The organism is Microbacterium abyssi, assembly GCF_015277895.1.
GTDB classification, from domain to species: Bacteria; Actinomycetota; Actinomycetes; order Actinomycetales; family Microbacteriaceae; genus Microbacterium; species Microbacterium abyssi.
In genome coordinates this window covers 1,920,327-1,945,663 of record NZ_CP063815.1, presented here as the reverse complement: position 1 = coordinate 1,945,663, position 25,337 = coordinate 1,920,327, and the positions used below count along the sequence as shown (strand labels likewise).

At 67.1% G+C, this 25,337-nt stretch carries 20 protein-coding genes and 1 tRNA gene; 12 read left to right on the top strand and 9 right to left on the bottom strand.

Annotated elements, in window-relative coordinates; genetic code table 11:
- Window positions 1-350 precede the first annotated feature (350 nt).
- Entirely contained in the window at window positions 351-1,505 is a 1,155-nt protein-coding gene (locus IM776_RS09420; protein ID WP_194419820.1) for a calcium:cation antiporter, read from the bottom strand.
- 73 nt (window positions 1,506-1,578) lie between these two features.
- Window positions 1,579-3,237, bottom strand: coding sequence for a dipeptide ABC transporter ATP-binding protein (locus IM776_RS09415; RefSeq protein WP_194419819.1), 1,659 nt, complete (start codon window positions 3,235-3,237; stop codon window positions 1,579-1,581).
- 171 nt (window positions 3,238-3,408) lie between these two features.
- Here IM776_RS09415 and IM776_RS09410 point away from each other — a divergent pair, with 171 nt between their 5' ends.
- From IM776_RS09410 to IM776_RS09380, 7 genes are read left to right on the top strand one after another with little or no spacing between them, the layout of a single operon-like run.
- Window positions 3,409-4,617 (top strand): dipeptidase, encoded by a 1,209-nt coding sequence (locus IM776_RS09410; RefSeq protein ID WP_194419818.1) that lies wholly within the window; start codon window positions 3,409-3,411, stop codon window positions 4,615-4,617.
- Window positions 4,617-6,236, top strand: a complete 1,620-nt coding sequence (locus tag IM776_RS09405; RefSeq protein WP_194419817.1) for an ABC transporter substrate-binding protein — start codon at window positions 4,617-4,619, stop codon at window positions 6,234-6,236. The genes IM776_RS09410 and IM776_RS09405 overlap by 1 nt, the downstream gene beginning before the upstream one ends.
- 29 nt (window positions 6,237-6,265) lie before the next feature.
- Window positions 6,266-7,228 carry an ABC transporter permease gene (locus IM776_RS09400; protein WP_194419816.1) on the top strand — a complete coding sequence of 321 codons (963 nt, stop codon included), beginning with the start codon at window positions 6,266-6,268 and terminating at the stop codon, window positions 7,226-7,228.
- The gene (locus tag IM776_RS09395) at window positions 7,225-8,121 is read left to right on the top strand and encodes an ABC transporter permease (protein WP_194419815.1); all 897 of its coding nucleotides are present in this window, start codon (window positions 7,225-7,227) and stop codon (window positions 8,119-8,121) included. Before IM776_RS09400 ends, IM776_RS09395 begins: the two co-directional genes overlap by 4 nt.
- 12 nt (window positions 8,122-8,133) lie before the next feature.
- Window positions 8,134-9,315, top strand: coding sequence for a M24 family metallopeptidase (locus IM776_RS09390; RefSeq protein ID WP_194419814.1), 1,182 nt, complete (start codon window positions 8,134-8,136; stop codon window positions 9,313-9,315).
- A gap of 32 nt (window positions 9,316-9,347) precedes the next feature.
- Window positions 9,348-10,253: an alpha/beta fold hydrolase gene (locus IM776_RS09385; protein ID WP_194419813.1), complete on the top strand. Its 906-nt coding sequence runs from the start codon at window positions 9,348-9,350 to the stop codon at window positions 10,251-10,253.
- On the top strand, window positions 10,250-11,266 hold the full coding sequence (locus IM776_RS09380; protein ID WP_194419812.1) for an Lrp/AsnC family transcriptional regulator: 1,017 nt from the start codon (window positions 10,250-10,252) through the stop codon (window positions 11,264-11,266). Before IM776_RS09385 ends, IM776_RS09380 begins: the two co-directional genes overlap by 4 nt.
- Before the next feature lie 24 nt (window positions 11,267-11,290).
- On the opposite strand, the gene IM776_RS09375 is transcribed toward IM776_RS09380, so the two are convergent.
- Window positions 11,291-11,366 (bottom strand) — tRNA-Ala (locus tag IM776_RS09375).
- Window positions 11,367-11,492: 126 nt separating this feature from the next.
- Here IM776_RS09375 and IM776_RS09370 point away from each other — a divergent pair.
- Complete coding sequence (locus IM776_RS09370; protein WP_194419811.1) at window positions 11,493-12,554, top strand: NAD(P)-binding domain-containing protein; 1,062 nt, start codon at window positions 11,493-11,495, stop codon at window positions 12,552-12,554.
- On the opposite strand, the gene IM776_RS09365 is transcribed toward IM776_RS09370, so the two are convergent.
- Genes IM776_RS09365 through IM776_RS09355 form a run of 3 tightly spaced genes read right to left on the bottom strand, consistent with a single transcriptional unit; the run spans window position 12,541 to window position 16,695 of the window.
- Window positions 12,541-13,551 carry a DUF2804 domain-containing protein gene (locus IM776_RS09365; RefSeq protein ID WP_194419810.1) on the bottom strand — a complete coding sequence of 337 codons (1,011 nt, stop codon included), beginning with the start codon at window positions 13,549-13,551 and terminating at the stop codon, window positions 12,541-12,543. The two genes, IM776_RS09370 and IM776_RS09365, sit on opposite strands and share 14 nt — an antisense overlap.
- Window positions 13,538-15,343, bottom strand: a complete 1,806-nt coding sequence (locus IM776_RS09360; RefSeq protein ID WP_228479696.1) for a glycoside hydrolase family 2 protein — start codon at window positions 15,341-15,343, stop codon at window positions 13,538-13,540. Before IM776_RS09360 ends, IM776_RS09365 begins: the two co-directional genes overlap by 14 nt.
- Window positions 15,340-16,695, bottom strand: a complete 1,356-nt coding sequence (locus IM776_RS09355) for an MFS transporter (protein ID WP_228479695.1) — start codon at window positions 16,693-16,695, stop codon at window positions 15,340-15,342. The genes IM776_RS09360 and IM776_RS09355 overlap by 4 nt, the downstream gene beginning before the upstream one ends.
- 103 nt (window positions 16,696-16,798) lie before the next feature.
- On the opposite strand from IM776_RS09355, the gene IM776_RS09350 reads away from it, so the two are divergent.
- Window positions 16,799-17,455 carry an SDR family oxidoreductase gene (locus IM776_RS09350; protein ID WP_194419808.1) on the top strand — a complete coding sequence of 219 codons (657 nt, stop codon included), beginning with the start codon at window positions 16,799-16,801 and terminating at the stop codon, window positions 17,453-17,455.
- Window positions 17,456-17,459: 4 nt separating this feature from the next.
- A complete protein-coding gene (locus IM776_RS09345) occupies window positions 17,460-18,644 on the top strand; it encodes a glycoside hydrolase family 3 N-terminal domain-containing protein (RefSeq protein ID WP_228479694.1) in 1,185 nt (394 codons plus the stop codon).
- Between the two features lie 59 nt (window positions 18,645-18,703).
- Here IM776_RS09345 and IM776_RS09340 read toward each other — a convergent pair whose 3' ends face one another.
- The 3 genes from IM776_RS09340 to IM776_RS09330 are packed head-to-tail and all read right to left on the bottom strand — an operon-like array spanning window position 18,704 to window position 21,302.
- Window positions 18,704-19,582: a 3-methyladenine DNA glycosylase gene (locus tag IM776_RS09340; RefSeq protein ID WP_228479693.1), complete on the bottom strand. Its 879-nt coding sequence runs from the start codon at window positions 19,580-19,582 to the stop codon at window positions 18,704-18,706.
- A gap of 11 nt (window positions 19,583-19,593) precedes the next feature.
- On the bottom strand, window positions 19,594-20,619 hold the full coding sequence (locus IM776_RS09335) for an App1 family protein (protein WP_194419807.1): 1,026 nt from the start codon (window positions 20,617-20,619) through the stop codon (window positions 19,594-19,596).
- A gap of 5 nt (window positions 20,620-20,624) precedes the next feature.
- Window positions 20,625-21,302 (bottom strand): DedA family protein, encoded by a 678-nt coding sequence (locus IM776_RS09330; RefSeq protein WP_194419806.1) that lies wholly within the window; start codon window positions 21,300-21,302, stop codon window positions 20,625-20,627.
- A 31-nt stretch (window positions 21,303-21,333) separates the two neighbouring features.
- Here IM776_RS09330 and IM776_RS09325 point away from each other — a divergent pair, with 31 nt between their 5' ends.
- Window positions 21,334-22,623, top strand: a complete 1,290-nt coding sequence (locus IM776_RS09325) for an anthranilate synthase component I family protein (protein WP_422730907.1) — start codon at window positions 21,334-21,336, stop codon at window positions 22,621-22,623.
- A gap of 96 nt (window positions 22,624-22,719) precedes the next feature.
- The gene (gene leuS, locus IM776_RS09320; protein ID WP_194419804.1) at window positions 22,720-25,299 is read left to right on the top strand and encodes a leucine--tRNA ligase; all 2,580 of its coding nucleotides are present in this window, start codon (window positions 22,720-22,722) and stop codon (window positions 25,297-25,299) included.
- Window positions 25,300-25,337: the final 38 nt, after the last annotated feature.

Below are 25,337 nucleotides of genomic sequence, written 5' to 3'. Positions count from 1 at the left end.
GGCAGAGGCCGCCGGTCGAAGGAGAAAGTGCTCGCTAAGTGGGGCAGAGGGAGGTGCAGGGGCGGGTGGACATCGAGAGATCTGAAGCTGTCAGCATGGCGAACGAACCTGGACCACTGAGGCGCATGGCAGCGCACAGACGAGAGGTCCGGGGTGCGGCTCCTTTCCGGTCGTCCGCGTTCCGGGCGCACCGAACGTCGGTGCATCCCCAGCGGGATTCGAGTGATTGCGGTGAGCGCGCAGTCAGGCGCGCGTCGCGTGAGAGCGCACAGTGCGCCCCCTGCTCATGCATGCACGAGCATCCTTTCCACCATAGCAAGCTCTCAGGGAAGTCCCGACCAACCCCGATTTTAGCTGAACAGGACGAGCACGTACACGGCGAACAGCACCAGGTGCGCGGCACCGTGCATCGCCGTCACGCGTTTCGCCGCGAAGGTGGTCGCCGAGAGCAGGAGCGTCACGCCGAGTAGCAGCAGATCGGCCGATGTCTCGGCGAGGATCACGGTCTGATCCGTGAGCATGCCGATGACGAGGACAGCTGGGATAGTCAGGCCCACAGTCGAGACGAGAGCGCCGTGGCAGAGATTGATCACCCGCTGGATCTCGCCGCCGAGCGCGGCCCGGAGTGCCGTGATCGATTCGGGCAGGAACACGATCGCGGCGATGAGCACGCCGGCGAGGGCGGCGGGGGCGCCGAGGCGGCCGAGGCCGTCGTCGAGGAGGGCCGCCATGTCGTGCGAGAGCAGCACGATGGGGATGACGGTGACGACGAGCACCGTGAGGCGCACGATCACCTCGGTGCGGTGCACGCGGAGGGTGTCACGGATGCTGGGCGCCCCGGCATCCGTCGGCGTCGACGCGCGGCGCGTCACGCCCTCCTCCACCTCGGTGAAGTCACCCGCCTGCGCGCCCATCTGACGGAACAGGAAGAATCCGTACAGCAGCACAGTGAGGACGACCACGGGGATCGCCTGTGCGAACGTGTACGCGCCGTCCTGCCCGACAAGCGCGGGCAGGCCGAAGGCGAGGGAGACGAGGACCACGAGCATCGCGAGATACGCCGAAGTGCCGGTGCGGTTGTGCGCCATGCCGCGATGCCGGGTTCCGCCCAGCAGCAGCGCGAGCCCGATCACGAGGTTCAGGATTATCATCGACACGGCCATGACGGAGTCGCGGGCGATCGTGGCATGCTCGCCGGGCCCGAGCATGACGGCCGAGATGAGGATCACCTCGATCAGCACGATCGACAGGGTCAGCACCAGCGAGCCGTATGGGTCTCCGAGGCGGTGGGCGAGCGCTTCGGCCTGCTTGACCACCCCGAAGGCGCACAAGAGGATCACGGCGACGATGATGGCGAGCGCCACGACCAGCAGTGGTGCGGGGACGGGGGCTGCGAGCAGAGGGTGGGCAAGCAGTAGTGCGCCGAACGCGCCCCAGCCGAGTGCGATCCTTACGACATCGGATGCCGCGACCAGTTGTTTCAGGCTGCGAGTGGTGGAGGACATGGCCGGGACTCCTTGACGGGGCCGTCCCCTGATGATGGCGTCGGCGCGGGCCGTCCTGCGCGGGTTCAGCCTATCAATCCACGGAGAACGTCGTGCGCCGAGCCAGCATTCCGCGCTCGGCGCGCGTCTGCGGCGGGATCGCCGAGAGCAGCGCCTGGGTGTAGGGATGTTTCGGATGGTGATAGATCTCGTCGGTTTCGCCGATCTCGACCATGTTCCCGAGGTACATCACCGCCACGCGGTCGGCGATGTGGCGCACGAGGGACAGATCGTGAGCGATGAAGACGATCGACATGCCGAGTCGCTCGCGCAGTTCGCACAGAAGGTCGATGATCTGCGCGCGTATGGAGACGTCGAGCGCCGAAACGGGCTCATCGCACACCAGTACGTCGGGATCCAGTGCAAGAGCCCGAGCGATCCCGACGCGCTGCCGTTGGCCTCCGGAGAACTGATGCGGGAACCGGGATCCCATATCGGGATCGAGCCCGACCAGCTCGAGCAGTTCTGCGACGCGTGTCTGCCGCGTGGCCGCAGTGCCCGTCCGCGTCGCCGCGAGGGGCTCGGCGATGATCTGCTGGACGGTCATGCGAGGGTTGAGGGACGTGTACGGATCCTGAAAGACCATCTGAACGCCGCGACGAAGGACCTTGCGGTCGCGCAGTCGGCCGCGCGTCACGTCGTGCTCGCGATAGTGGAGCGTGCCCGAGTCCGGGGAGTCGAGCCCGACCAGCATCCGCGCCAGGGTCGATTTACCGCTACCGGACTCACCGACGATCGCGAGGATCTCCCCGCTATGCAGGCTGAGACCGACGTCGTCGACGGCCGCGACGCGGTGCGCGCGGCGGCCGTGTCCGGAACGGAACGTCCGTTTCAGATGGCTGCCTTCCAGGATGGGCGCGACTGATCCGTCGACCGGCGCAGCCGCGGCGACGTCCTTGGGCATCGAGTTCAGCAGCTGGCGGGTGTATGGATGCTGCGGTGCGGTCAGGACCTCGTCCGCGCTGCCTGACTCGACGATCCGACCCGAACGCATGACGGCGACTCTGTCGGCGACCTCCATGACCACACCGAGATCGTGAGTGATGATCAGGACACCCATTCCCAGGCGATCGCGCAACGAGAGCAGCAGCTCGAGGATCTGTGCCTGGACGGTCACATCCAGTGCGGTCGTCGGTTCGTCCGCGATGATGAGGTCGGGATCCAGAGCGATGGCCATTGCCATCAGGATGCGCTGGCGCTGCCCGCCGGAGAACTGGTGAGAATAGTCGTGCACCCGCTTCTCCGGGACAGGGATTCCCACGAGAGTCAGGAGTTCGACGGCGCGATCGAGCGCTTCTCGCCGGCTCATCGTTCGATGCGCGCGGATCAGGTCGACGATCTGATCGCCGATGCTGAGCACGGGGTTGAGCGCTGACAGCGCGTCCTGCAGGACCATGCTGACATTCGCGCCGCGGAGTCTGCGGTGCTGCTCCGCAGTGATCGACGTCAGATCCGTGTCCTTCAGGTTCATCACCGACGCGCGCACCTCACCCTCGTCGATGAGCCCCATGATCGCCCGCGCAGTCATCGACTTGCCCGACCCGGATTCTCCCAGGAGGGCGACCACTTCCCCGCGTCGAACGGAGATGTCGATGCCGTCGACGACGCGGGACGAGCGCCCGCCGCTCGAGAGCGTGACGGTGAGGTCTTGAACATCAAGGACGAGGTCGTCGATCGCGGATGCGGTATCCATGAAGCCATCATGCCAGCAATCACTGCTGAATTGTGCCGAACTGGGAATGTTTGCGCCGAAATTCCGCAAATCAATTGACATGCGCGCCGAAATCGGCGACATTCGATGGTGTCGCTCTCGTGAATGACGGCGCAGGGACTCATCCGCATCATCGAACGAAGGAATGCACGCGTGCTCGAACCAGCAGACCGATATGACGGCTACACCGCCTACGACTATCTCGAAGCGGGCAAGGACTATCGCCAGTTCCGCTACGCCAAACAGGTCGGGCGAGTGTCGCCGTACGAGGGCCTGGCACTGAGCGACTCCGAGAAGGAGCGCACCGCGCGCCTGCTCCGCGAGGAGACGGTCATCTCGCTCCACGAACACGTGCAGGTGTTCCCCGAGGACATGGGCGAGTTGCGCGATCACATCCGTCAGGGGCGCGAACCCACCGGCTACGAGGGACTTGCGCGGTCCGGGCTCACCGCAGTCTTCGACAACGGCATGGACGGCACCTGCTGCATCTCCAGCGATGCCGGCTGGAAGTATCAGGACGTGCTGTTCGATCTCGGAGTGCGCATGGCCGACCTCGCCCATCAGGACTTCGTCATCAAGGCTGAATCGATCAAGGACATCCGCTACGCGGCGGACACCGGCCGGGTGGCGCACATCTTCGCGCTCGAGGCCTCCACGATGATCGAGAACGAGGTCGACCGGCTCGATGTGCTCTACGGTTTCGGCGTGCGGCAGATGGGTATCGCCTACTCAGAGGCCAACATGCTCGGCGGCGGCCTTAAGGAGCGCGGCGACGGCGGGCTGACGTACTTCGGCGAGCGTGCCGTGGAGCGGATGAACAAGCTCGGCATCGCCATCGACATCTCGCATTCCGGGGACCAGACCTGCCTCGACGTGATCCGCCACTCCGCGAAGCCGGTGTTCATCACACACGCGGGAGCGCGCGGGCTGTGGCCGACCAATCGCATGAAGACCGATGAGACGATCATCGAATGCGCGAAGCGCGGCGGTGTGATCGGCATCGAGGCGGCACCGCACACCACCATCTCGCCGCAGCATCCGAAGCACTCGCTGGAGTCGGTGATGGATCACTTCCAGTACTGCGTCGACCTGGTCGGCCTCGAGCACGTCAGCTTCGGACCGGACACTCTTTTCGGCGACCACGTGGGCCTGCACGACGCGTTCGCTTCGAACCTCTCTCTCGGTCAGGCGCACGCCAACGTCGAGTACGAGAAGCAGCCTTATGTCGACGGGATCGAGAACCCGGCCGAGGCGTTCTACAACATCATCGGCTGGCTCGTGAAGCACAACTACTCCGACGATGAGATTCGCGCCGTCGTCGGTGGCAACACCCTGCGCGTACTCGAGGAGGTTTGGGTCTGATGAAACACAGCAAGTTCCTCGCCCTCGGCGCTGCCGCGCTGCTGGCCACCGGCCTTGCGGCCTGTGCGCCCAGCGCGCCGGAGCAGGGGGGATCAGGAGGAAGCACCGGTCCGAGCGACGAGACGCTCAGCATCGGCACGACGACGGATGTCGTGAACTTCAACCCCGTGCTCGGCAACAGCCGCACGGATTCCTGGGTCACCAATCTGATGTATCCGCATCTGCTGAGCATCAGCGACGACGGCAGTAAGGAAGCGCACGTCGCCACGGAATGGGGGTATGTCGACGACACGACAGGCTTCTACGAGATCCGCGACGATCTGACGTGGAGCGACGGCGAGCCGTTGACCGCCGAAGACGTGGCGTGGACGCTCAATGCGGTCAAGCGCGATGAGGCTCCTGGCACGTTCTTCGGACAGCTCGGGAATCTGGAGTCCGCGACAGCCGTCTCGGACACGAGAGTGGAGCTCGCGCTGACGCAACCGGACTCTTCGATCATCGAGGAGATCGGCTTCTGGGGGGTCGTCGTGCCCCAGCACGTGTTCGAACCGCAGGGATCGATCGCGGAGTTCGCCAACGACGGCACCGACGGCGGCTGGGTCGGCATGGGGCCGTTCGTGCTCGATGAGTTCCAGGTCGGCCAGCACTACACGCTCACGCGCGTCGAAGATTATCCGCTCGTCGAAGGCGGCGTCCCCGGCCCCGCCGAGGTGGTCTACCGCGTGTACCCCGATGTGAACACCGAGATCCTCGCGCTGCAGAGCGGCGAGATCGACGTGATCGCCAACGCGTTGCCGCCGGCGCAGGTCGAGCAACTGAGCAACACCGATGGTCTGCAGGTGATCGAGGCCGCGGGCCTCGGTTACGCGCACCTGGTCTACAACATGGACAATCCCGAGCTCGGCGATGTGCTCGTCCGTCAGGCGCTCGCACACGCGACGGACTACGAGGCGATCCGCAACGTCGTGCTGCAGGGCCAAGCGGTCTCGACAGGCTCGAGTGCGCTGATGCCGGTGCTGGCGAAGTATCACGACGACTCAGTGACCGAGTACGAGTTCGATCCGGAGAAGTCGCGTTCACTCATGGAAGAGGCCGGGTACACGGCTGATTCCGACGGTGTCTTCCCGGTCTCCTTCCGTCTGATCTACTCGCTGCAGGACAGCGTGACCAGCCAGTGGGCCCAGATGGTGCAGGACAGCGCGGCGGAGGCCGGGATCGTCGTCGAACTGCAAGGCACCGAGCGAAACACATACCTGTCGATGACCCAGGAGGGCGACTACGACATCTACGCGGGGAACTTCGCGATCATGGATGATCCGGTCACCAACTTCGCACTGTCCTACCTGCCCGGCGGAGCGATCAACTACACCCACGTCGATGACCCCGAGCTGAATGCGCTGATCGAGGAGGGCATGATCACCTTCGACGAGGACGAGAAGATCGCCATCATGCAGGAGGCGAACAAGATCGTCCATGAGCAGGTGTACGACAACATCATGTACACGCAGAACCTGTTCTTCGCCGCCAGTGACGAATGGGCCGGGTTCATCTCGAAGCCGAGCGAGCTGCTCTCGATTGTGAATCCGCTCTCGCTCGCGAGCGCCCACCCGGTCGAATAATCCACTGAATCTCGAGGAAGGTCGCCCGGGTGTCCCGAGCATCGTTCATTCTGCGTCGCGCGGGGAGAGGACTCCTCACGATCTGGTTCGCCGTGACCGTGACGTTCTTGCTCCTGCGTCTGCTCCCCGGCGACCCGGCGCTGGCATTGGCCAGTCCGAACATGACCGACGAGATTCGGGCGACCATCCTCGCGCAATACGGCCTGGACCAGCCGCTACTGGTCCAGTACGGCCTCTACATGTGGCAGCTCGTCCAGGGCAATCTGGGCATCTCATTCACACAATCGATCCCCGTGACCGATGTCCTCATGCAGCGACTGCCGTGGACGCTGCTGCTGACTCTCACCGCTCTCGCGCTGACGATCGTCATCGGGATTCCGCTCGGGGTTGCAGCCGCCTCGCACAGAGGACGCTTCGTGGACCGCGGCGTCCAGATCCTCGGCGTCACCGGTCAGTCGCTCTTCGTGCCGAGCGTGGCGATCCTCCTTCTGTTCGTCTTCGGCCTCAACCTGGGCTGGTTTCCGATCGGCGGCGCGTACTCGAACGGAACGTACGGTTTCGACTGGTACGTGAGTGTCGCACGGCACCTGGCGCTGCCGGCCGTCTCGCTCATGCTCGTCCAGGTCGGTTCCTACGTGCTCACGATGCGATCCACCCTCATCGAGACGCTGGGAGAGGACTACATCCTTCTCGCCAAGGCGAACGGTCTGCGCGGAAGGCGCATCCTCTGGAAGCACGCTCTGCGCAACGCCCTGTTGCCCACGACGACGCTGATCGGGCTGCAGCTCGGCTTCCTGGTGGGAGGTGCTGTACTCACCGAGACGGTGTTCGCCTACCCGGGTATCGGCCGCGGGATCTTCGAAGCGGTGACCCAACTCGACTTCCCTGTGCTGCAGGGCGCATTCCTGATGCTGGCGATCACCGTGGTGGTCGCGAACACGATCACCGATATCGTCTACGGCTACCTCGACCCGAGAGTGAAGACGTCATGACCGCGCCGCTGCCCTCCGAGATCACATCGGCCACCGAGCCCGCCGCGACGGGAAGCGAGCGTGCGAGCGCACACACCTGGCGTGCGTTCCGCCGCGATCCGCTGGGGATGATCTCGCTCGGACTTCTGCTGCTCCTCGTCGTCGTCGCGCTGGCGGCGCCCCTTCTGGCCCCGTACCCCGCCAGTTATGGACCGGATGTCCTGCGTCCGCCCAGCGGAGAGCACTGGTTCGGTACCGATGCGCTCGGTCGCGACGTCTATTCCGAGGTCATCTGGGGAACTCAGCAGAGCGTGCTGGTCGCGGTCGCGGCATCGGTGATCGCCATCGTCTTCGGCACAGTCATCGCGGTCGCCGGAGCCTACTTCCGTCGCCTCGACGGACTCATCAGCATCATCGTCGACATGACGCTGTCATTGCCCGTACTGCCGTTGATGATCCTCGTCGCGGCGCTGGTCGGACCGAGCACCACGACGATCATCCTCGTCGTGGCGGCCTTCTCCTGGCCCGAGGTCACCAGGCTCGTGCGCTCCCAGGCGCTCACCATCGTCGGCCTGCCCTACGTCGACGCGTCGCGGTTGATGACGACGTCACCGTGGTGGATCATCTCCCGGCACCTGTTGCCCGCCGTGACTCCGGTCGTGGTGGTCTCCGTTGTCGTGACCGCGTCTCGGGCGGTGCTCTCGGCAGCGGGACTCGCGTTCCTCGGCCTCGGGGACCCGACGACGTGGTCGTGGGGAAGGATCCTCTTCGAAGCGCAGCAGGCGGGCGCGATGGTCAGCGCGTGGTGGCTGACGTTGTTCCCGTCCATCGCAATCCTGATCCTGGTGCTGTCGGCCACCCTGCTGTCGATCTCGTACAACGATGCGCGCAACCCGCGCCACCTCACGCGGTGACGAAAGGACCTCATGACCGAACTCGACCAGCGGCTCGCGCCGGACTTCTTCGAACGGGTGCAACGGCGTGTTCGTGATCAGCTGGCGCACCAGGGGCTCGACGCTTTCCTCTCCGATCATCCTGAGGACATCGCCTATCTCACCGGATTCTTCCACCATCCGTCCGAGCGGCCTGCAGCCATCTGGATCGACTCCGATGGACGCGCCGTGCTGCTGCTCCCGGAACTGGAACGCGAGTATGCCGAATCGCAGTCCGCGCATGCCGAACTGGTGGCATTCCCGGAGTACCCGGGAGTCGTCTCGCCGTTCGCTGCGCTCGCCCGCGCGGTGGGAAACGGCGGCAGGCGGGTCGGATTCGCCATGACGATGCCGTACGCGAGACTCTCCGCGGCACGCGAGTCGCTGCCTGGGGTCGAGTTCATCCCCTCAGACCTGCTCACGCGCTGTCGCTTCGTGAAGTTCCCGGAGGAAGTCGCGCTGCACAGGGAGGCGGCGAGGATCACCGATCGGATGCTGGAGGCCGGAGTCGCCCTGGTTGCGGAGGCGCTCTCCGACGGCGCGGAACTGCCGACCGAGGCCGAGTTGGAACGCCATGTCACCGCCACCGGGACGAGGATCATGTACGCGGAGCATCGCAATGTGGTGATCGCTTCGCTGCTCGCCGGGGGACTGGTGTATTCCGGAGCCAACTCCGCCTTTCCGCACGGATTGCCGTCGGTGAATCGTCTGCGCGCAGGCGACACGTTCATGCTCTCCCTGGGATGTGCTGTCGGGGGCCGTTTCGTAGAGGGCGAACGGACCTTCGTCCTCGGGGAAGCGACGCCCGATCAGCGCCGGTTCCATGACACGATCCATCGCGCCCAGCGCGTCGGTCGTGAGACGATCCGTGCCGGTCTCGAGTGCCGAGAAGCGAACCGGCTCTGTCTCGATGTGATCCGCGAAGCAGGCCTCGGGGAGTACATCCGGCATCGGCAGGGCCACGGAATCGGACTCGGAATGCACGAGCCGCCGTGGCTGGAGGACGGTGATTCGACGCGGCTGGAGCCGGGGATGATCGTCTCCAACGAGCCCGGCGTCTACGTGCCGGGTCACGCCGGATATCGCATCAGCGACAGCATGCTGGTGACCGCGGACGGGGCCGAGTCGTTGACGACGTATCCGCGCACCCTGGACGACTGCACGATCGCGCTCTGAGCGCGCTGACCCATCTGAGAGAAGAGGACGACATGACCACCAATCCGTCGGTTTCGCCCGAGTTCGCCGCTGCCACCACCGACCACGAATGGGTCGAGATCAACGGCAACCGTCTGGCCGTCGAGGTTCTCGGTCCGAAGGATGCGCCCGTGATCATGACGCATCATGGCGCTCCCGGCCTCGGCTCTCGGGCGGAACCACGCTCGAGCTTCGGTCGCTTGAGCGATGAATACCGCGTCGTGGTGTTCGATGCGCGCGGCAGCGGACAGAGCGAGGGCAACGGCACGTTCAGCCACGAGCAGTGGGCGGCGGACATCGATGCGCTCCGCGAGTGGCTCGGCGCGGAGCGGATCGTGATGGCCGGCGGTTCCTACGGCGGCTTCATGACGATGGAGTACGCCCTGCGGTATCCGGATCGGGTCGCGGCCCTGGTGCTGCGGGACACCTCTCCGGACAACTCGAACGCCCATCTCGCTCGGGAGAATGCGCTGGCGTCCGACCGGGTGAGCATCGACATGGAGAAGTTCGATCGGATCGACGTCGGCAAGGTCTACGACAACGCCGATCTGAAGGAGTGCTGGCGTGAGATCCTCCCGCTCTACGACTTCGTCTACGACCCGGAGGCGGTCGAGCGCAAGGTCGAGGCGACGCCGTACCGGTACGAAGCGCACAACTACGCGTTCTCGGTGAACCTGCCCGACTACGATCTCAAGCCACGACTGCACGAGATCGCGGTGCCGACACTCATCACTGTGGGGCGAACGGACTGGATCACCCCAGTATCGTGTAGCCAGACCATTGCCGATCTCATCCCGGGTTCCGAGCTGGTCGTGTTCGAGAAGTCGGGACATTCTCCGCAGATCGAGGAGGCAGATGCGTGGACCAGGACGGTGAGGGAGTTTCTGCACCGCGTGCACCCTCCACTGACGCTCTCATGAGTTCGATCGACCTCGGACGAGAGGTCAGTGATCTCGACCGGCGCATCATGGTCGCGCTGCAGCAGGACGGGCGAGCGAGCTGGACATCGATCGCTGAGTTCGCCGGAGCATCCGTCTCAACGGTGACACGCCGTGGTCAGCAGCTGCTGGCCGAGGGCGTCGTTCGCGTCGGCATCGTGCCGACGCTGGGCAGTGAGGGGCATGTTGAGTCGTTCTTGATACGCATCAACTGCACGCCCGGCTCGCAGGTCGACGTGGCCGAGAAGCTGGTCGAATCGCAGTACGTCCGCTTCGTCACCCTGGTCACCGGCAAGTTCGACATCTTCGCCGAAGTCGTCATCCCCGGGGATTCCGCCAACTTCACCCGGGTGCTCACCGGGCTGCAGGCGATCCCCGGCGTGGAGCGCTGGCGCAGCGACCTGATCATGCACACCTACAAGGTGAGCTTCGACTGGGGGCGTCAGCTGTACGACTCCCATGCGACGGCCGCAAGCGATCCCCAGGCCTACATGCCTGCACCGAACACTTGCGATCCGACGCATTTTGACGCCACGGACCGCGCGATCGTGGCGGAGCTGCGTGAGAACGGCCGCGCCTCGTTCCTCTCCCTGGCGTCGAGGCTCGGTGTCAATGAGAGCAGCGTCCGCCGACGCTACGAGAGGATGCGCACCGCCGGATGTCTGACCACCGTGACGATGATCCCGGCCTCAGCGCTCGGTATGAGCGCTGAGACGTTGCTGATGGTGCGAGTGGAGCCGTCCCGGATCGACTCGGTGGCGCAGACTCTCTCGCAGCACGTCTCCGTGCGATTCCTCGCGTCCTCGCTCGAAGAGAACTCGCTCTACTGCGAGATCATCCTGCCGACGACCGAGACCCTTCACGACTTCATGACCGGCACGATCGCCCACCTGAAGGGCGTCCGCGGTTGGAGCGCGTCGATGGAGCTCGTCTTCATGAAGCGCGGCTTCATAGAGACACCGTGGTGGAAGTCGCAGGTGACGACGTCGGCGTGAAAGTCCGCGTGCGTGGTGAGAGAATGGTGGACCTGAGGGGACTCGAACCCCTGACCCCCTGCATGCCATGCAGGTGCGCTACCAGCTGCGCCACAGGCCCATCTCGTCTCCCCGTGAACCGGGGCAACTTGAAAAGAATACAACAAGCGCAGGCGTTGGTGCCAATCGGGGCGATGCCGGGCGGGTCTGCGGGAACACAGCCGCAGATGCATGCGTTGTCATAGATATGGAGATCCTCGAGAGCATCGTCATCGGCGCAGGCCAGGCGGGCCTCTCGACCTCTTTCCACCTGGGGCGGCTGGCAATCGATCACCTCGTCCTGGACGCGAACGACGCTCCGGGCGGCGCCTGGCGGCACCGGTGGGACGCGTTGACGATGAACGACGTGCACGGAGTCGCCGAACTGCCCGGCGCCGCAGCGCCCGCGCGCGACGACCAGCGTGCGAACGCCGTCGTGCCGGCATCCTTCGCCGGATATGAACGCGACCACGCCCTCCCGGTTCTTCGGCCGGTTCACGTCGATCGCGTCACCGACGACGACGGTGTCCTCGTCGTGCACGCAGGGGAGCGTGAGTGGCGAACACGTACGCTCGTGAACGCGACGGGCACGTGGAGTCAGCCGTTCCTGCCGCACTACCCGGGCATGGAGACGTTCGTCGGCGAACAGCTGCACACCGTCGACTACCCCGGGCCCGAGCACTTCCGCGGCAAGCGCGTGCTCGTCGTCGGGGGCGGCGCGTCCGCCGTGCAGTTCCTCGGTGCGCTCGCCCCGATCACGGACACGCTCTGGGCCACCCGCCGCGAGCCGGTCTGGCGTGACGACGATTTCACTCCGGAAGCCGGGGCCGCGGCCGTCGCCCTCGTCGAGCAGCGCGTCGCTCAGGGTCTCCCGCCGCAGAGCGTCGTCGGGGTCACAGGGCTCATGTTGCGTCCGCAGGAACGCGAGGCCTTCCGCCTGGGCGCCTACGCTGATCGGCGGCCCATGTTCCAGCGCATCGAACCGGACGGTGTGCGGTGGGCCGACGGCTCCTTCGAGCGCGTCGACGTGATCTTGTGGGCCACCGGATTCCGCCCCGCCATCGGGCACCTCGGCCCGCTGCACCTGCGCAGTGAGGCCGGCGGTATCCAGCTCGACCGGAAGGGCCGGGGCACGACGGCGGTGAAGGATCCGCGTGTCCAGTTCGTCGGCTACGGCCCGTCAGCCAGCACGATCGGTGCCAACCGTGCAGGGCGGGCCGCAGCGAAGGGCGTGCAGCGTGCGCTGTCGGCGCTCGTCACCAGCGGTTGAGCACGTCCTCGGCCCAGCCCTCGATGCCGTCCACTACGACTCGGCGTCCCGCGTCGTCCAGCACCCATCCGGACCACGTCCCGAAGAGCTGGTCCGTGCGCGTGGAGATCAGCACGGCCTGGGTGCGCGAGTGCTTGTTGTGGAAGGGCGTGAACGTCAGGTCGGCGCTCTCGCCGTGGATGTGCCACGGCTGCATCCAGTCGACGGAGTCGTAGTCCCAGATCAGCTCCTCGCTGACCTTCGACAGGTGCCCGTCGACGAAGAGGGCGTTCTCGGTGGCACCGGAACCGTCTGTCCACTTCGACCCCAGCTGCAGTCCGATCACCCGTCCGTCGACGATCCCGCTCCCGGCCGCCCAGTTCCACCAGACCTGATACGGCCAGAGGCCGCGGCCGTGATCGAGCACCGCCCAGCTTCCCTCCGGCACGTCGAATCGCGTCCCGTCGATAGTCAGGGTGCCGCGGGCGGGCCGCGCGACATCCTTCACCGTGTACTGGAAACGGCGGACGCGCTCGCCGCGGCGCCATGGCACCACGACGCCCAGCGCCTCGTGTCCGGCCGGCCGCTCGGCCGCGATATCGAACGACACCCGAGGCGCGCTGCCACGCAGCCTCGTCGCATCCTCGATCTCTTCGATGTCGAGCCTGACCTTCGAGGTCCGCGCACGCGCCGGGCCCTCGCCGAGCGACGCCGGAAGCGTCGCACTGCGACCGCCGGGGGACAGCACGGTGGTCTCGATCTCCTGTCCGGTCGCGCGATCCAGAACCCAGACCGAATGGAGCGACAGGTAATCGATGCACGAGACGGTGAGTGCGATGATGTGCGTCGGGGTCATGATGCCCCAGTACTCCCATCGCTTGTTGCGGCCCCAGTGACGACTGGAGGGGATGCCGGAGGTGTCGTGAAGCGGAGTGCGCGTCCAGCCGAGTGCGGCCGGGTTCAGCCCGCCTCGCGGGTCTGTGAGCGAAACGCGCTCGGTGATCTCACGCTCGGTCATCGATGCTCCTGTTCGTCTCCAGCCGCAGCGCGCCGATCTGTGCGCGCACGGCCTCCTCGTCGATCTTCACGACGCGCCGATCGTAGGTGATCAGCCCGTTGTCCTCGTCTTCGACATCGCTCAGCTGGGTGTACACGGTGGCGGAGAGCCCCTGGGGCAGTGCGGGCAGGATCTCGTCGCGGTGGAGCGCTGCGAAGGCGGCGGTCAGTGCGGCAGGATCGCCGAATCGGCGATAGCCGAACCTCTTGTCGGTGCTCACATGACCGTCGACCCGCAGGCTGTAGCCGCCGTACTCGGACAGGACGATCGGTCGTCTTCCATCAGACCAGGCGGCCCGCATCCGCAGACGTCGGAAGTAGACGTGCAGACTTCTTACGTCTCCGCCGCCTTGGTCGTGCCAACCGGACGCGTGATCGATCACGCGCGAGTCATCGAGGCCGCGCACTCGATCGGCGACCGCTGCGGCGTCGAACTGCCCCCACCCCTCATTGAACGGCACCCAGCACACGATGCTCGGCTGGTTGCGCAGCTGGGCGATGGTCTCGTCGAGCTCACGCAGGAACTGCGCTCGTCCGGCCGCGTCCGCGCGTCCGAACAGCCGGTGGCGGTCATCCCTAAGCCGCACAGGAGTGAGTACGGGCGCGGTGATCACCCGGGGCCGGTACGTCTCACCGCCGTTGACCATGTCCTGCCACACGAGCATCCCCAGCCGATCGCAGTGGTGGTACCAGCGGAGCGGTTCGAGCTTGATGTGCTTGCGCAGCATCGTGAATCCCAGCGATCTCGCCAGTTCGATGTCGCGCACGAACGCCGCGTCGCTCGGAGCGGTCAGCCACCCGTCGGACCAATAGCCCTGATCGAGCAGACCTGCGGCGAAGTAGGGCGCGCCGTTGAGCAGCAGGCGGGGGTGACCGGCCGCGTCCTTTCCGACGCCGAGAGAGCGGAGGCCCGCATACGACGTGATCCGATCGTGGGCGAGTGCGATCGACAGGTCGTAGAGGTATGGGTCCTCCGGTGACCACAGACGCGCATCGGGAACATCGACGCGCGTCGTGACGCCGGTGGTCATGGTCGTCTGGGCGACGGCCACGCCGCCAGCTGAGATGACGACGGATGCTTCGGCCGCAACATCGTCCCACGCACGCACGGTCACCTCGAGCGCCGCCTCGACGACGGACCCGGTGTCGTCGAACCGGAGCCGGGGAGTGAGTTCGATGTGCTGCACCGCAACCTCCGGCATCGACTCGAGCCAGACGGTCTGCCAGATGCCCGACTGCGGCGAGTACCAGATCCCGCCGCGCTTGACGCGCTGCTTCCCGCGTGAATGATGCGAAGTGTCAGTCAGATCCTGCACGGCGACGACGAGTTCGAACTCGTCGCGCTCGGGCGAGATCACCGCGCTGAACGCCGTGAACCCTCCGACGTGCGAAGCGACCTCGACGCCGTCGACGAAGACGACGCAGCTCTGATCGACAGCGCCGAAATGCAGCACCAGCCGGTCCGAGCGGAATCCCGGAGCCATCACGACCGTGCGGCGGTACCACAGGGTCTCGGACGGCTGCAGCTGCCGCTCCACTCCGGAAAGCGGGGTCTCCGGGGAGAAGGGCACGATGATCTCGCCGTCCCACGCCTCCGGCGCGTTCCCCGGCCATGAGGACGAGGGGACGATCGCGTAGTCCCATCGTCCGTTCAGGGACAGGTGGCTGTCGCGGACCATCTGCGGACGCGGGTACTCGGGCAGCACTGCGTCGGGATCGAGTGCCTCGCCCCACTCCGTCAGGAGCGCCGTCACCGGGCCGGCTCCTCAGTGGCGGCGGCCGCCTCGAACGAAGCTGAGGGAAGCCGTCGCAGCATCCTCACCGGCACCAGTGCGATCAGCGCAACGACGGCGGCCGCGACGAAGATCCACGGTGTCGGCACCTGCTTGACCTGACCGAGATCGATGTACGTCTCCGCCGCACCCGTGATCACGGCGGCTCCGAGGAACGGGCCGACCACCATCGGCACCAGCACGACGGCGATCATGCGCAACCCCTGCACGGAGCCTGCGCGATCAGCCGGCGTCCGGTCGCGCACGATTGCCGAGATCGCGGCGGTCGAGAGCATGAATCCAGACATCATGACGATGCCGGCGAGGATGACCGGCACCATGCCGCGCACGAAGAACATCGCCACCAGGCCCGCTGCGAGAAGGAGGACTGCGGGGACGAGAGCACGCAGCTTGCCGACCCGGTCGATCACGCGTCCGCCCACCACGCTGATGACGGATGCCGTTACGAGGACGGCGGCGAGAACGATCGCGTAGCCGTCGATCTTCAGATAGCGCTGGATGTAGATGATCAGGTACGGCAGGAACACCTGAGTGCTGATGCCCAGTACGCACCACACCAGCAGCGCGGTGTAGAGGCCGCGGTGCGCCTGGATCGCCGCGGGACGCATGAGGACGAACAGCCGCACCAGGTATCGGTCCGTGTCCCGCACGCGCGAGCGAAGCTCGGGATCGTCACGTACGAGGAACCATGCGGCGATGCCGACCACGACGGTGATCCCGCCGACGATGCCGAAGAACAGCGGCCACTGCCCGCTCTGGGTGAGGCCGTCCAGTGCTCCGAACACCAGCAGCATCGCCAGCAGCGGCATGATCGCCAGCACACCGTCCACACGACCGCGGTTGGCCGGTGTCGTGACGTCGGTGACCCACGCCGTGAATGCGGCATCGTTGGCGCCGGCGCCGAGGAATGACATCACGCAGTCCAGCAGGATGATGGCGAGCACTGTGATCGACACGGCACTGGTCACGCCGACGATCTCGGCGATGCCGTCGACGCCGACGAGTCCGAACGCGGCTGTCGAAGCACCCCAGAGCACGTAACCGCCCGCGATGAACTCCCGACGGCGCCGCAGCCGGTCGCTCGCTGTGCCGAGCAGCAGCGTCGCGATCGTCGCGGTGAGGGCGGATGCGGCGACCAGGGTCGCCAGCACCGTCGGGTCCGAGGTCACGGTGTTGTACAGGAACAGGTTCAGGTACATGTTCTCGACGGTCCAGGCCAGCTGGCCCGTCAGCCCCACGGTCACGATCGTGAGCCAGGTGCGGGCGCCGAGTCGAGCAGTGCGCCGCGGCACGGCGGAAGGAGTGTTGGGCATCATCGTCCGGTCTCGCGAAGGTCTGCTCTCGGGCAGAGCGGACGCTTCCGAGATTCTACGGGTATGCGCCCTTCCCGCCGCGACGGGCGGTTAGCCTGGAGCCATGTCTCGTGTCATCGTCTTCGGCGGCCACGGCCGCATCGCGCTCCTGCTCGCCCCGATGCTCGTCGCCCGCGGCGACGAGGTCACATCGGTGATGCGCAATCCTGATCATGTGTCGGATGTCGAGCAGACCGGCGCCACCGCACGTGTGGCCGATATCGAGCAGCTCGACACCGCGGCGATCACCGAGCTCATCCGAGGGCACGACGCCGTCGTGTGGTCGGCGGGAGCCGGTGGAGGCGATCCCGAACGCACCTACGCGGTCGACCGCGACGCCGCCATCCGCTCGATGGATGCTGCGTCCGCCGCCGACGTGAAGCGGTACGTCATGGTGTCCTGGCTCGGCTCCACGGCCGACCACGGCGTGCCGGAGGGCGACTCGTTCTTCCCGTACGCCGATGCGAAATGGACAGCGGACGAGCACCTGCGCGGTACCGATCTCGACGGCACGATCCTCGGACCGGGCACGCTCACCCTCGACGAGCCGACCGGTCGCATCGACCTCGAGGCTCCCGAACGGGGTCGCGTCGCCCGCGCCGATGTCGCGGCTGTCATCGCAGCCTCTCTGGCGGAGCCGCTGACGATCGGCCGGACGATCCGATTCGGGAACGGTACGCCGGCGTCATCGGAGCCGATCGATGCCGCGCTGAAGCGCTGACCCCGTGCGCCGAGTCTCGATGCTCGGTGCTGCGGCGGTGATCACCGTCGCAGTGCTGGGTGCGGGGGCTCCGCTCACGACAGCGTCCGGATCCGCGCGAACCGACACCTTGAAATCCGCCGCCCCCGGCGGTCCGGCCGCCGATGCAGCGCGCCGTGTCGCGGAGATGACCACGACCGAGCAGGCTGCGAGCATCGTCATGGGGCACATCCCGACGAGCGACCCCGCGGCGCTCGCCGACTACATGCAGAGCACGGCCATCGGCGGCTTCATCCTGATGGGCGCGAACGTGCCCGGCAGTGAAGCCGCGCTGCGGGAGAGGACAGCAGCTGTCACCGGCGATGCGGACGTGCCGCCGCTGATCGCGATCGACCAGGAGGGCGGCGACGTCTCGCGCCTGCCGTGGGACGAATTCCCCGCCTCCCGCACCCTGAAGGACAGTCCTGCCGCCGCGACCGGTGCGGCCTTCGCGGCACGCGCGGCGCTCGTCGCCCGTGCCGGCGCGAACGTGAACTTCGGCGTCGTCGCCGACACGACACCTGACGCGGCGTCGTTCATCCACGCACGTTCTCTGGGCGCCGACCCTTCGGCCGCAGCGGACCGGGTCGCCGCCGCTGTCGATGCCGAGGAGCCGTTCGTCGCCTCGACTCTCAAGCACTTCCCGGGGCACGGCGCCCCACCAGGCGACTCGCACGCGCTGATCCCGGCCACCGCGAAGACCCTGGACCAGTGGGGGAGCAGCGACGCGCTCCCGTTCATCGCGGGGATCGATGCGGGCGCGTCCGTGCTGATGTTCGGACATCTCGCGTACACCGCCGTCGACGACGCCCCGGCTTCGCTGTCGCCCCGGTGGCACGACATCGCCAGGGACGGCCTCGGCTTCGACGGGGTGATCGTCACGGACGACCTCGGGATGCTGATCTCCACCGGCATTCCGGAGTACGACGATCCTGTGGCCAACGCCGTGTCGGCCGTCACAGCGGGCAGCGACCTGGTGCTCATGATCGCCCACTCGACGCCGGACACGGCGGGGCAGCTCATCGCGGGGATCGCGGCGGCCGTCGAAGACGGCACCCTGCCGGCCGAGCGTCTTCAGGAGGCGGCGGAGCGCGTCATGAAGCTGCGGCTCGAGCGCGCGGCATCCGGCGCCGTCTGGGGTCCCTGCGCGGAGTGCGCGCCGGTGCCCTGAGCTGCGGCTTCAACTCGCTTCGCCCGCTCAGCCCGTCCCGTCTGCGGCGGCTCCTGCGCTCAACGACCCGTGAGGGCGTTCTGCCGGGAGCCCAGCCAGGCATCCAGCATCCGGCGGCGCAGCGCGTTGCCGCGCTCGGCGAACTCACGCTGCCGGCGCACGTACTCGGCCTTGCCCTCCGCGGTCTCGATCTGCACGGGCACGACGCCCCATCCGGACAGGTCGTAGGGCGCGGCCTCCATGTCGAGCAGCCGGATGTCGCGGGCCAGCTCGAACGTGTCCAGCAGCAGCTCGCCCGGGATGAGCGGACCGAGCTTCATCGCCCACTTGTACAGGTCCATGCCGGCGTGCAGGCAGCCGGGCTGCTCGAGCACGGGCTGATCCTCGCGGGTCAGCGCGGTGCGGTTGCGGGGCGCGGCCTCCGGGGTGAAGAACCGGAACGCGTCGAAGTGCGTGCAGCGCAGGTCATGCGCCTCGACGACCGCGTCGGTGCCGGCCTGTCCGAGCCGAAGGGGCGCGGGATGCCGGTGCTCGTCCTCGCGGTACACCATCGCCCATTCGTGCAGACCGAAGCAGCCGAACTGCCCGGGGCGCGCGGCGGTGCGGCGCAGCATCCGCTCGACGAGCTGCGCCAGCGGACCCTTCTCCAGCGCGAAGGCGGCGGCGTCGGGGAAGACGGCTTCCGGCGCAGAGCCGGCCGCGTACCAGCGCCAGCCCGCGCGCTCGGGTGCGCTCCGCAGCTCGATGCCGGCCCCGGGATGCCAGCGCCGCAACTGTGACGGCGAGTAGGAGTAGTAGGTGAACAGGAAGTCCCAGACGGGATGCTTCTCGCCGCGCGATGCGCGCTCGCGGTGCGCGGAGGTCAGCGCATCGGCACGGGCCTGGTGCGCGTGCTCGCGCGCCTGCCACGTGCTGCGATCGAGTGAACCGTCGGACACGATGACCTCGCTCAGCGCAGGATGCCGACGTCTGTGAGCTTCTCGCGCAGCCCCGCGCCATCCGAGGCGGCGACCCACGGCGCGGCGTGAGGGTGGTCGTCCGAAGCCGCGCGGCCGCCGGCCAGCATCGCCTCGGTCGTGGACAGCTGCCGGATCGCGACTCCTGCCACCGAATCGGGGTGGTCGATCATGAACTCGGTGTAGATCGCCTCGTCGTGCTGCCCGTCATCGCCGATCAGCAGCCACTTGATGCGCGGGAACTCCTCGGCGAGACGGCGCAGGTTGCGCAGCTTGTGCTCGCGGCCGCTTCGGAACCAGCGGTCGTGCGTCGGGCCCCAGTCGGTGAGCAGCATCGACCCAGGCGGGAAGAGGTGCCGGTTCATGAACCGGCTGAGCGTCGGCGCGACGTTCCACGCGCCGGTGGACAGGTAGATCATCGGGGAGCCGGGATGCTCGCGCACCAGCTGCTCGATGAGCACAGCCATGCCGGGGACCGGGATCCTGGCGTGCTCGTCGACGACGAAGGAGTTCCACGCGGCGATGAACGGGCGGGGGAGAGCGGTGACCATGACGGTGTCATCGATGTCGGACAGGATCCCGAAGTCGACGTCGTCGCCGACGATGAAAGCGCTGCCCTCGACAGGCTCCTGACCCTCGACCGACATGGTGAAGGTCTGCCACCCGGGGTCGAGGTCGACATCGAGGGTGGTGTCGATCACGCCTCCTCGGTCGGCGATGACCTCGCGGGTCTGCCCGGCGATCGTGATGCGGGCCTTCGAGAACCCGACCGGGATGCCGACGAAGCTGCGCCAGCCGCGCACCGACTCGTATTCGCCGTCGGCGCCCCGACGAGGCGGGGGGACGATCAGAACGCGCCCCACGACGCGCACCCAGCCGGTGCCGCCGTAGCCGGCGAACGGCAGGATGGTCGCCGTGCGTCCACGACGACGCGCCCGGCTCTCCCGCCAGACGTGCAGACGGTGCTCGAGTCGCGCGAACCAGTGGATCCTGGGTTTCTTGGCGCTGTCTTCGGACATCGTCTTCAGTCTTTCACGTCGTGACCGGTGCTCTCGTCAGGATCAGTGACGTGCATATGCCGCGACTCCCATCGCGTGAGCGCCTTCTTCCCCAGGAACACCAGCAGCAGGAACAGTACGATCACGCCGACGAAGACGTAACCGGCGAAGTGCACCCGGTCTACGAGCTCGCGGAACCCACCGGCGGCGAGCGAGGTGACGCTCACGTACGCGGCGGCCCAGATCAGGCAGGCCGGGGCCGTCCAGGCGAGGAATCGGCGGTACGAGTAGGTGCTCATCCCGACGGTGAGCGGGACGAGCGAGTGCAGCACAGGGAGGAAACGCGACAGGAAGATCGCTACGCCCCCTCGGCGCGCCAGGTAGCGCTCGGCGCGGTCCCAGTGGTGTGCGCCGATCCTGCGACCGATCCAGGAGGCTCTGATGCGCGGGCCGAGCCAGCGTCCCAGCCAGAAGCCGATGCTCTCGCCGATGAGCGCCCCGATCACGACGGTGACGACCATCGCGACGACCTCCACCGGGCCATCGACGCCCATGGAGGCGATGATGACGATCGTGTCGCCCGGCACTATGAGGCCGATGAGGATGCTCGTCTCGAGCATCACTGCCAGTCCGGCGATGAGAGTGCGGGCGACCGGGTCGACAGCCTGCACGGCATCCAGGAGCCACAGCAGGAAGTCGTCCACGCAACGAGAATACGCACCTTACGCTGTGATCGTGCCCAGTGATCCGCTGCTCGATGTGCGCCGTCTAGACGCCGGCGTCGACCTGCCGCAGCTCTTCCGCGCACTCGCCGCCGTGCACGCCGACCTGTTCTGGCTGGATGCCGGTGCTGGAGCCGCCGAGGGATGGAGCATCATCGGCATCGGTGAGCCGGATGCCGCGGGCCCCGGCGAGGTGCGACTGGACGTGGATGCCGGGGCGGGCGGGCTGCCGCCCTTCCGGGGCGGCTGGATCGGCTGGCTGGATTACGAGAGCGGCGCGCGGCGCGCGGGCGCTCCTGCCGCCGAGCCGGAGGGAGGACCGGCATGGCTGCGCGTGACGGCCGCGGTGGCCGTGGATCATGCCACCGGGAGTGTGTGGGAGATGGGTGGGCGGCTTCGACTCGCTGCGCTCGCTCAGCGCGGGTCTCCGCGAGTCGAAACGTCGACCCCGGCCGCAGCATCCGCCCGCCACACCCCCGACGAGTACGCCGCCCTGATCGAACGCTGCCGCGACGCGATCCGTGCCGGGGACGCCTACCAGCTGTGCCTCACGACGAGGTTCACGGTCCCCGGACCTCACGACCCCGTCGAGACCTATCTGCGATTGCGGACCGCGACTCCCGCACACCACGGGGGCTTCGTGCGGATCGGCGATCGCGCTCTGCTCAGCGCGAGCCCCGAAACGTTCCTGCACGCGACGGGCGGGCGCATCCGTACCCGCCCGATCAAGGGCACACGTCCTCGGGGAGCGGATGCGGCATCCGATGCGGCGCTCGCCGCCGAACTCAAGGCGAGCCCGAAGGAGCGCGCCGAGAACGTCATGATCGTCGATCTCATGCGCAACGACCTCTCGCGGGTGTGCGAGCCGGGATCGATCCGTGTCGAGGGACTCTGGGAGGTGGAGGCGTACCCGGCCGTGCACCAGCTCGTGAGCACGGTCAGCGGGCTTGCCGCCGAGGGTCTCACCGTGCGAGGGCTGTGGGATGCCGCGTTCCCGGCCGGCAGCATGACCGGCGCCCCGAAGCTGTCCGCCATGACGGTGCTGCACGACCTCGAAGCCGGCACACCGCGCGGGGTCTACAGCGGCTGCTTCGGCTACGTGGGAGTGGACGGCGCAGTGGATCTGGCGATGGTGATCCGCAGCATCCTCATCGACGGCGCGCGTGCGGTCGTCGGTGCCGGGGGAGGGATCACCTGGGGGTCGGAGCCCGCCGCCGAGGTCGATGAGGTTGCGACCAAGGCCAGGGCACCGCTGGCGGCCCTGGGAGCCGAGCTCCCCGCGGCCTGGCGCACTTCGCTCTGAGGCCTGGACGCGACGGCGATCCGATATCCTGAAAGTTCCTGACTTTGCGCAGTTCGAGTGACTCTGCGCAGTCCACTCCCTGAGATTGGCCGTTCGTTGTCTGAATTCTCCACCGCCTCCGCTGAGTCCGTCGACGAGTCCACGTCGGCGCACGCCATCCAAGCCAAGTGGCAGAAGTACTGGGCCGACAACGAGACCTTCCTCGCCGGCGGCGCGGAGGACAACCGCCCTCGCAAGTTCGTGCTGGCGATGTTCCCGTACCCTTCCGGCGACCTGCACATGGGACACGCGGAGAACTACCTGTACTCGGACATCGTGGCGCGCTTCTGGCGTCACCGCGGACACAACGTCCTGAACCCGATCGGGTGGGACTCCTTCGGACTGCCGGCAGAGAACGCGGCGATCCGTCGCGGTGCCGACCCGCGCGAGTGGACGTACCAGAACATCGACCAGCAGAAGGTGGGCTTCAAGGCGTACGGCGTCTCGTTCGACTGGTCGCGCGAGCTGCACACCTCCGACCCCGAGTACTACCACTGGAACCAGTGGCTGTTCCTGCAGCTGCACGAGCGCGGCCTGGCGTATCGCAAGAAGAGCCCCGTGAACTGGTGCCCGAACGACCAGACGGTGCTCGCGAACGAGCAGGTCGTCGACGGTCGCTGCGAGCGCTGCGGCGCCGAGGTCATCAAGAAGAAGCTGACCCAGTGGTACTTCAAGATCACCGACTACGCCGACCGGCTGCTCGATGACCTGAATCAGCTGGAGGGGCGCTGGCCGCACAAGGTGCTGCAGATGCAGCGCAACTGGATCGGCCGCTCGGTCGGCGCCGACGTCGACTTCCGCATCGAGGGCCGCGAAGAACCCGTCACGGTGTTCACGACGCGGCCCGACACCCTGCACGGTGCGACCTTCTTCGTCGTCGCTCCCGACTCCGATCTGGCCGCGGAACTCGCCGCGGATGCGCCGGCCGAGGTGCGCACGGCGTTCCAGGAGTACCTGGAGCGGGTGCAGAAGACCACCGACATCGACCGCCAGTCGACAGACCGCCCTAAGACCGGCGTGTTCATGGAGCGATTCGCGGTGAACCCGGTCAACGGCGAGAGACTGCCGATCTGGGCCGCCGACTATGTGCTGGCAGACTACGGGCACGGTGCCGTCATGGCCGTGCCCGCGCACGATCAGCGCGACCTCGACTTCGCCCGCGCCTTCGACCTGCCCGTCAAGGTCGTCGTCGACACCACGGCTCCCATCACCGGAGCCATGCCCGTCATCGATGTCGACGAGGACGGCGTGCCGATCGAGCCCGCCGAGGGTCTCGACGATCGGCATCCCTCGGTCACGGGTGTCGCGCTGGCGGGTGAGGGGCGGATGATCAACTCCGGCGACCTCAACGGGCTGTCCAAGCGCAACGCCGTCGCGCGTGCGATCGACCAGCTCACGGCCGCAGGCACCGGGCGCGCGGCGAAGAACTACCGGCTGCGCGACTGGCTGATCTCGCGCCAGCGCTTCTGGGGCACGCCGATCCCGATGCTGCACCACGACGACGGCGAAGTGACTCCTGTCGGCGTCGATCAGCTGCCCGTCCGCCTGCCGAGCGTTGAGGGCCTCGACCTGTCGCCGAAGGGCTCCTCCCCGCTGGGCGCCGCTGAGTCGTGGGTGCGCACCGTCGATCCCGCGTCCGGCGAGCCGGTGCTGCGCGATCCCGACACCATGGACACCTTCGTGGACAGCTCGTGGTACTTCCTGCGCTTCCTGTCGCCGAACAGCGACCAGTTCGCGTTCGACCCGGCCGAGGCGTCCCGCTGGGCGCCGGTCGACAGCTACATCGGCGGTGTCGAGCACGCGATCCTGCACCTGCTGTATGCGCGATTCATCACCAAGGTGCTGTTCGACATGGGGCTGATCGACTTCACCGAGCCGTTCTCCAGTTTGATCAACCAGGGGATGGTGATCCTGAACGGCGCCAAGATGTCCAAGAGCAAGGGCAACCTGGTGCTCTTCCAGGAAGAGCTCGACAAGCACGGCGCCGACGCGCTGCGGGTCGGACTCGCCTTCGCCGGGCCGGTGGAGGACGACAAGGACTGGGCCGACGTCTCCACCACGGGCGCGCAGAAGTTCCTGGCGCGTGCGCTGCGTCTGAGCCACGAAGTGTCGAGCCCGGTCGACGTGCTGTTCAAGGACGGTGACGCTGCCCTGCGCCGTGGCACGCACAAGCTGCTGGCGGATGCTCCGGCGCTGGTGGAGCAGACGAAGTTCAACGTGCTCGTGGCGCGCCTGATGGAGCTGGTCAACCTAACCCGCAAGACGGTGGACTCCAGCGCCGGAGCCGGCGATCCCGCCGTGCGCGAAGCCGTCGAGACGGTCGCCGTGATGCTCGACCTCATCGCTCCGCACACCGCGGAGGAGATGTGGGAGACGCTCGGACACGAGCCGTCGGTGGGCCTGGTCACGTGGCGTCAGGCGGATCCTGCGCTGCTCGTCGAAGACACGATCACGGCAGTCGCGCAGGTGAACGGCAAGGTGCGCGCGCAGCTCGAGGTTCCCGCGAAGATCACGGCGGATGAGCTGGAGGCGCTGGCTCGCGGCGACGAGCGCGTGATCCGCGCGATCGGCGACAAGGAGATCGTCAAGGTGATCGTCCGCGCGCCGAAGCTGGTGAACTTCGCCGTCAAGGGCTGAGCCGCAGGCGAGTCGAAGCCGGACTCCGGCCCGACCGG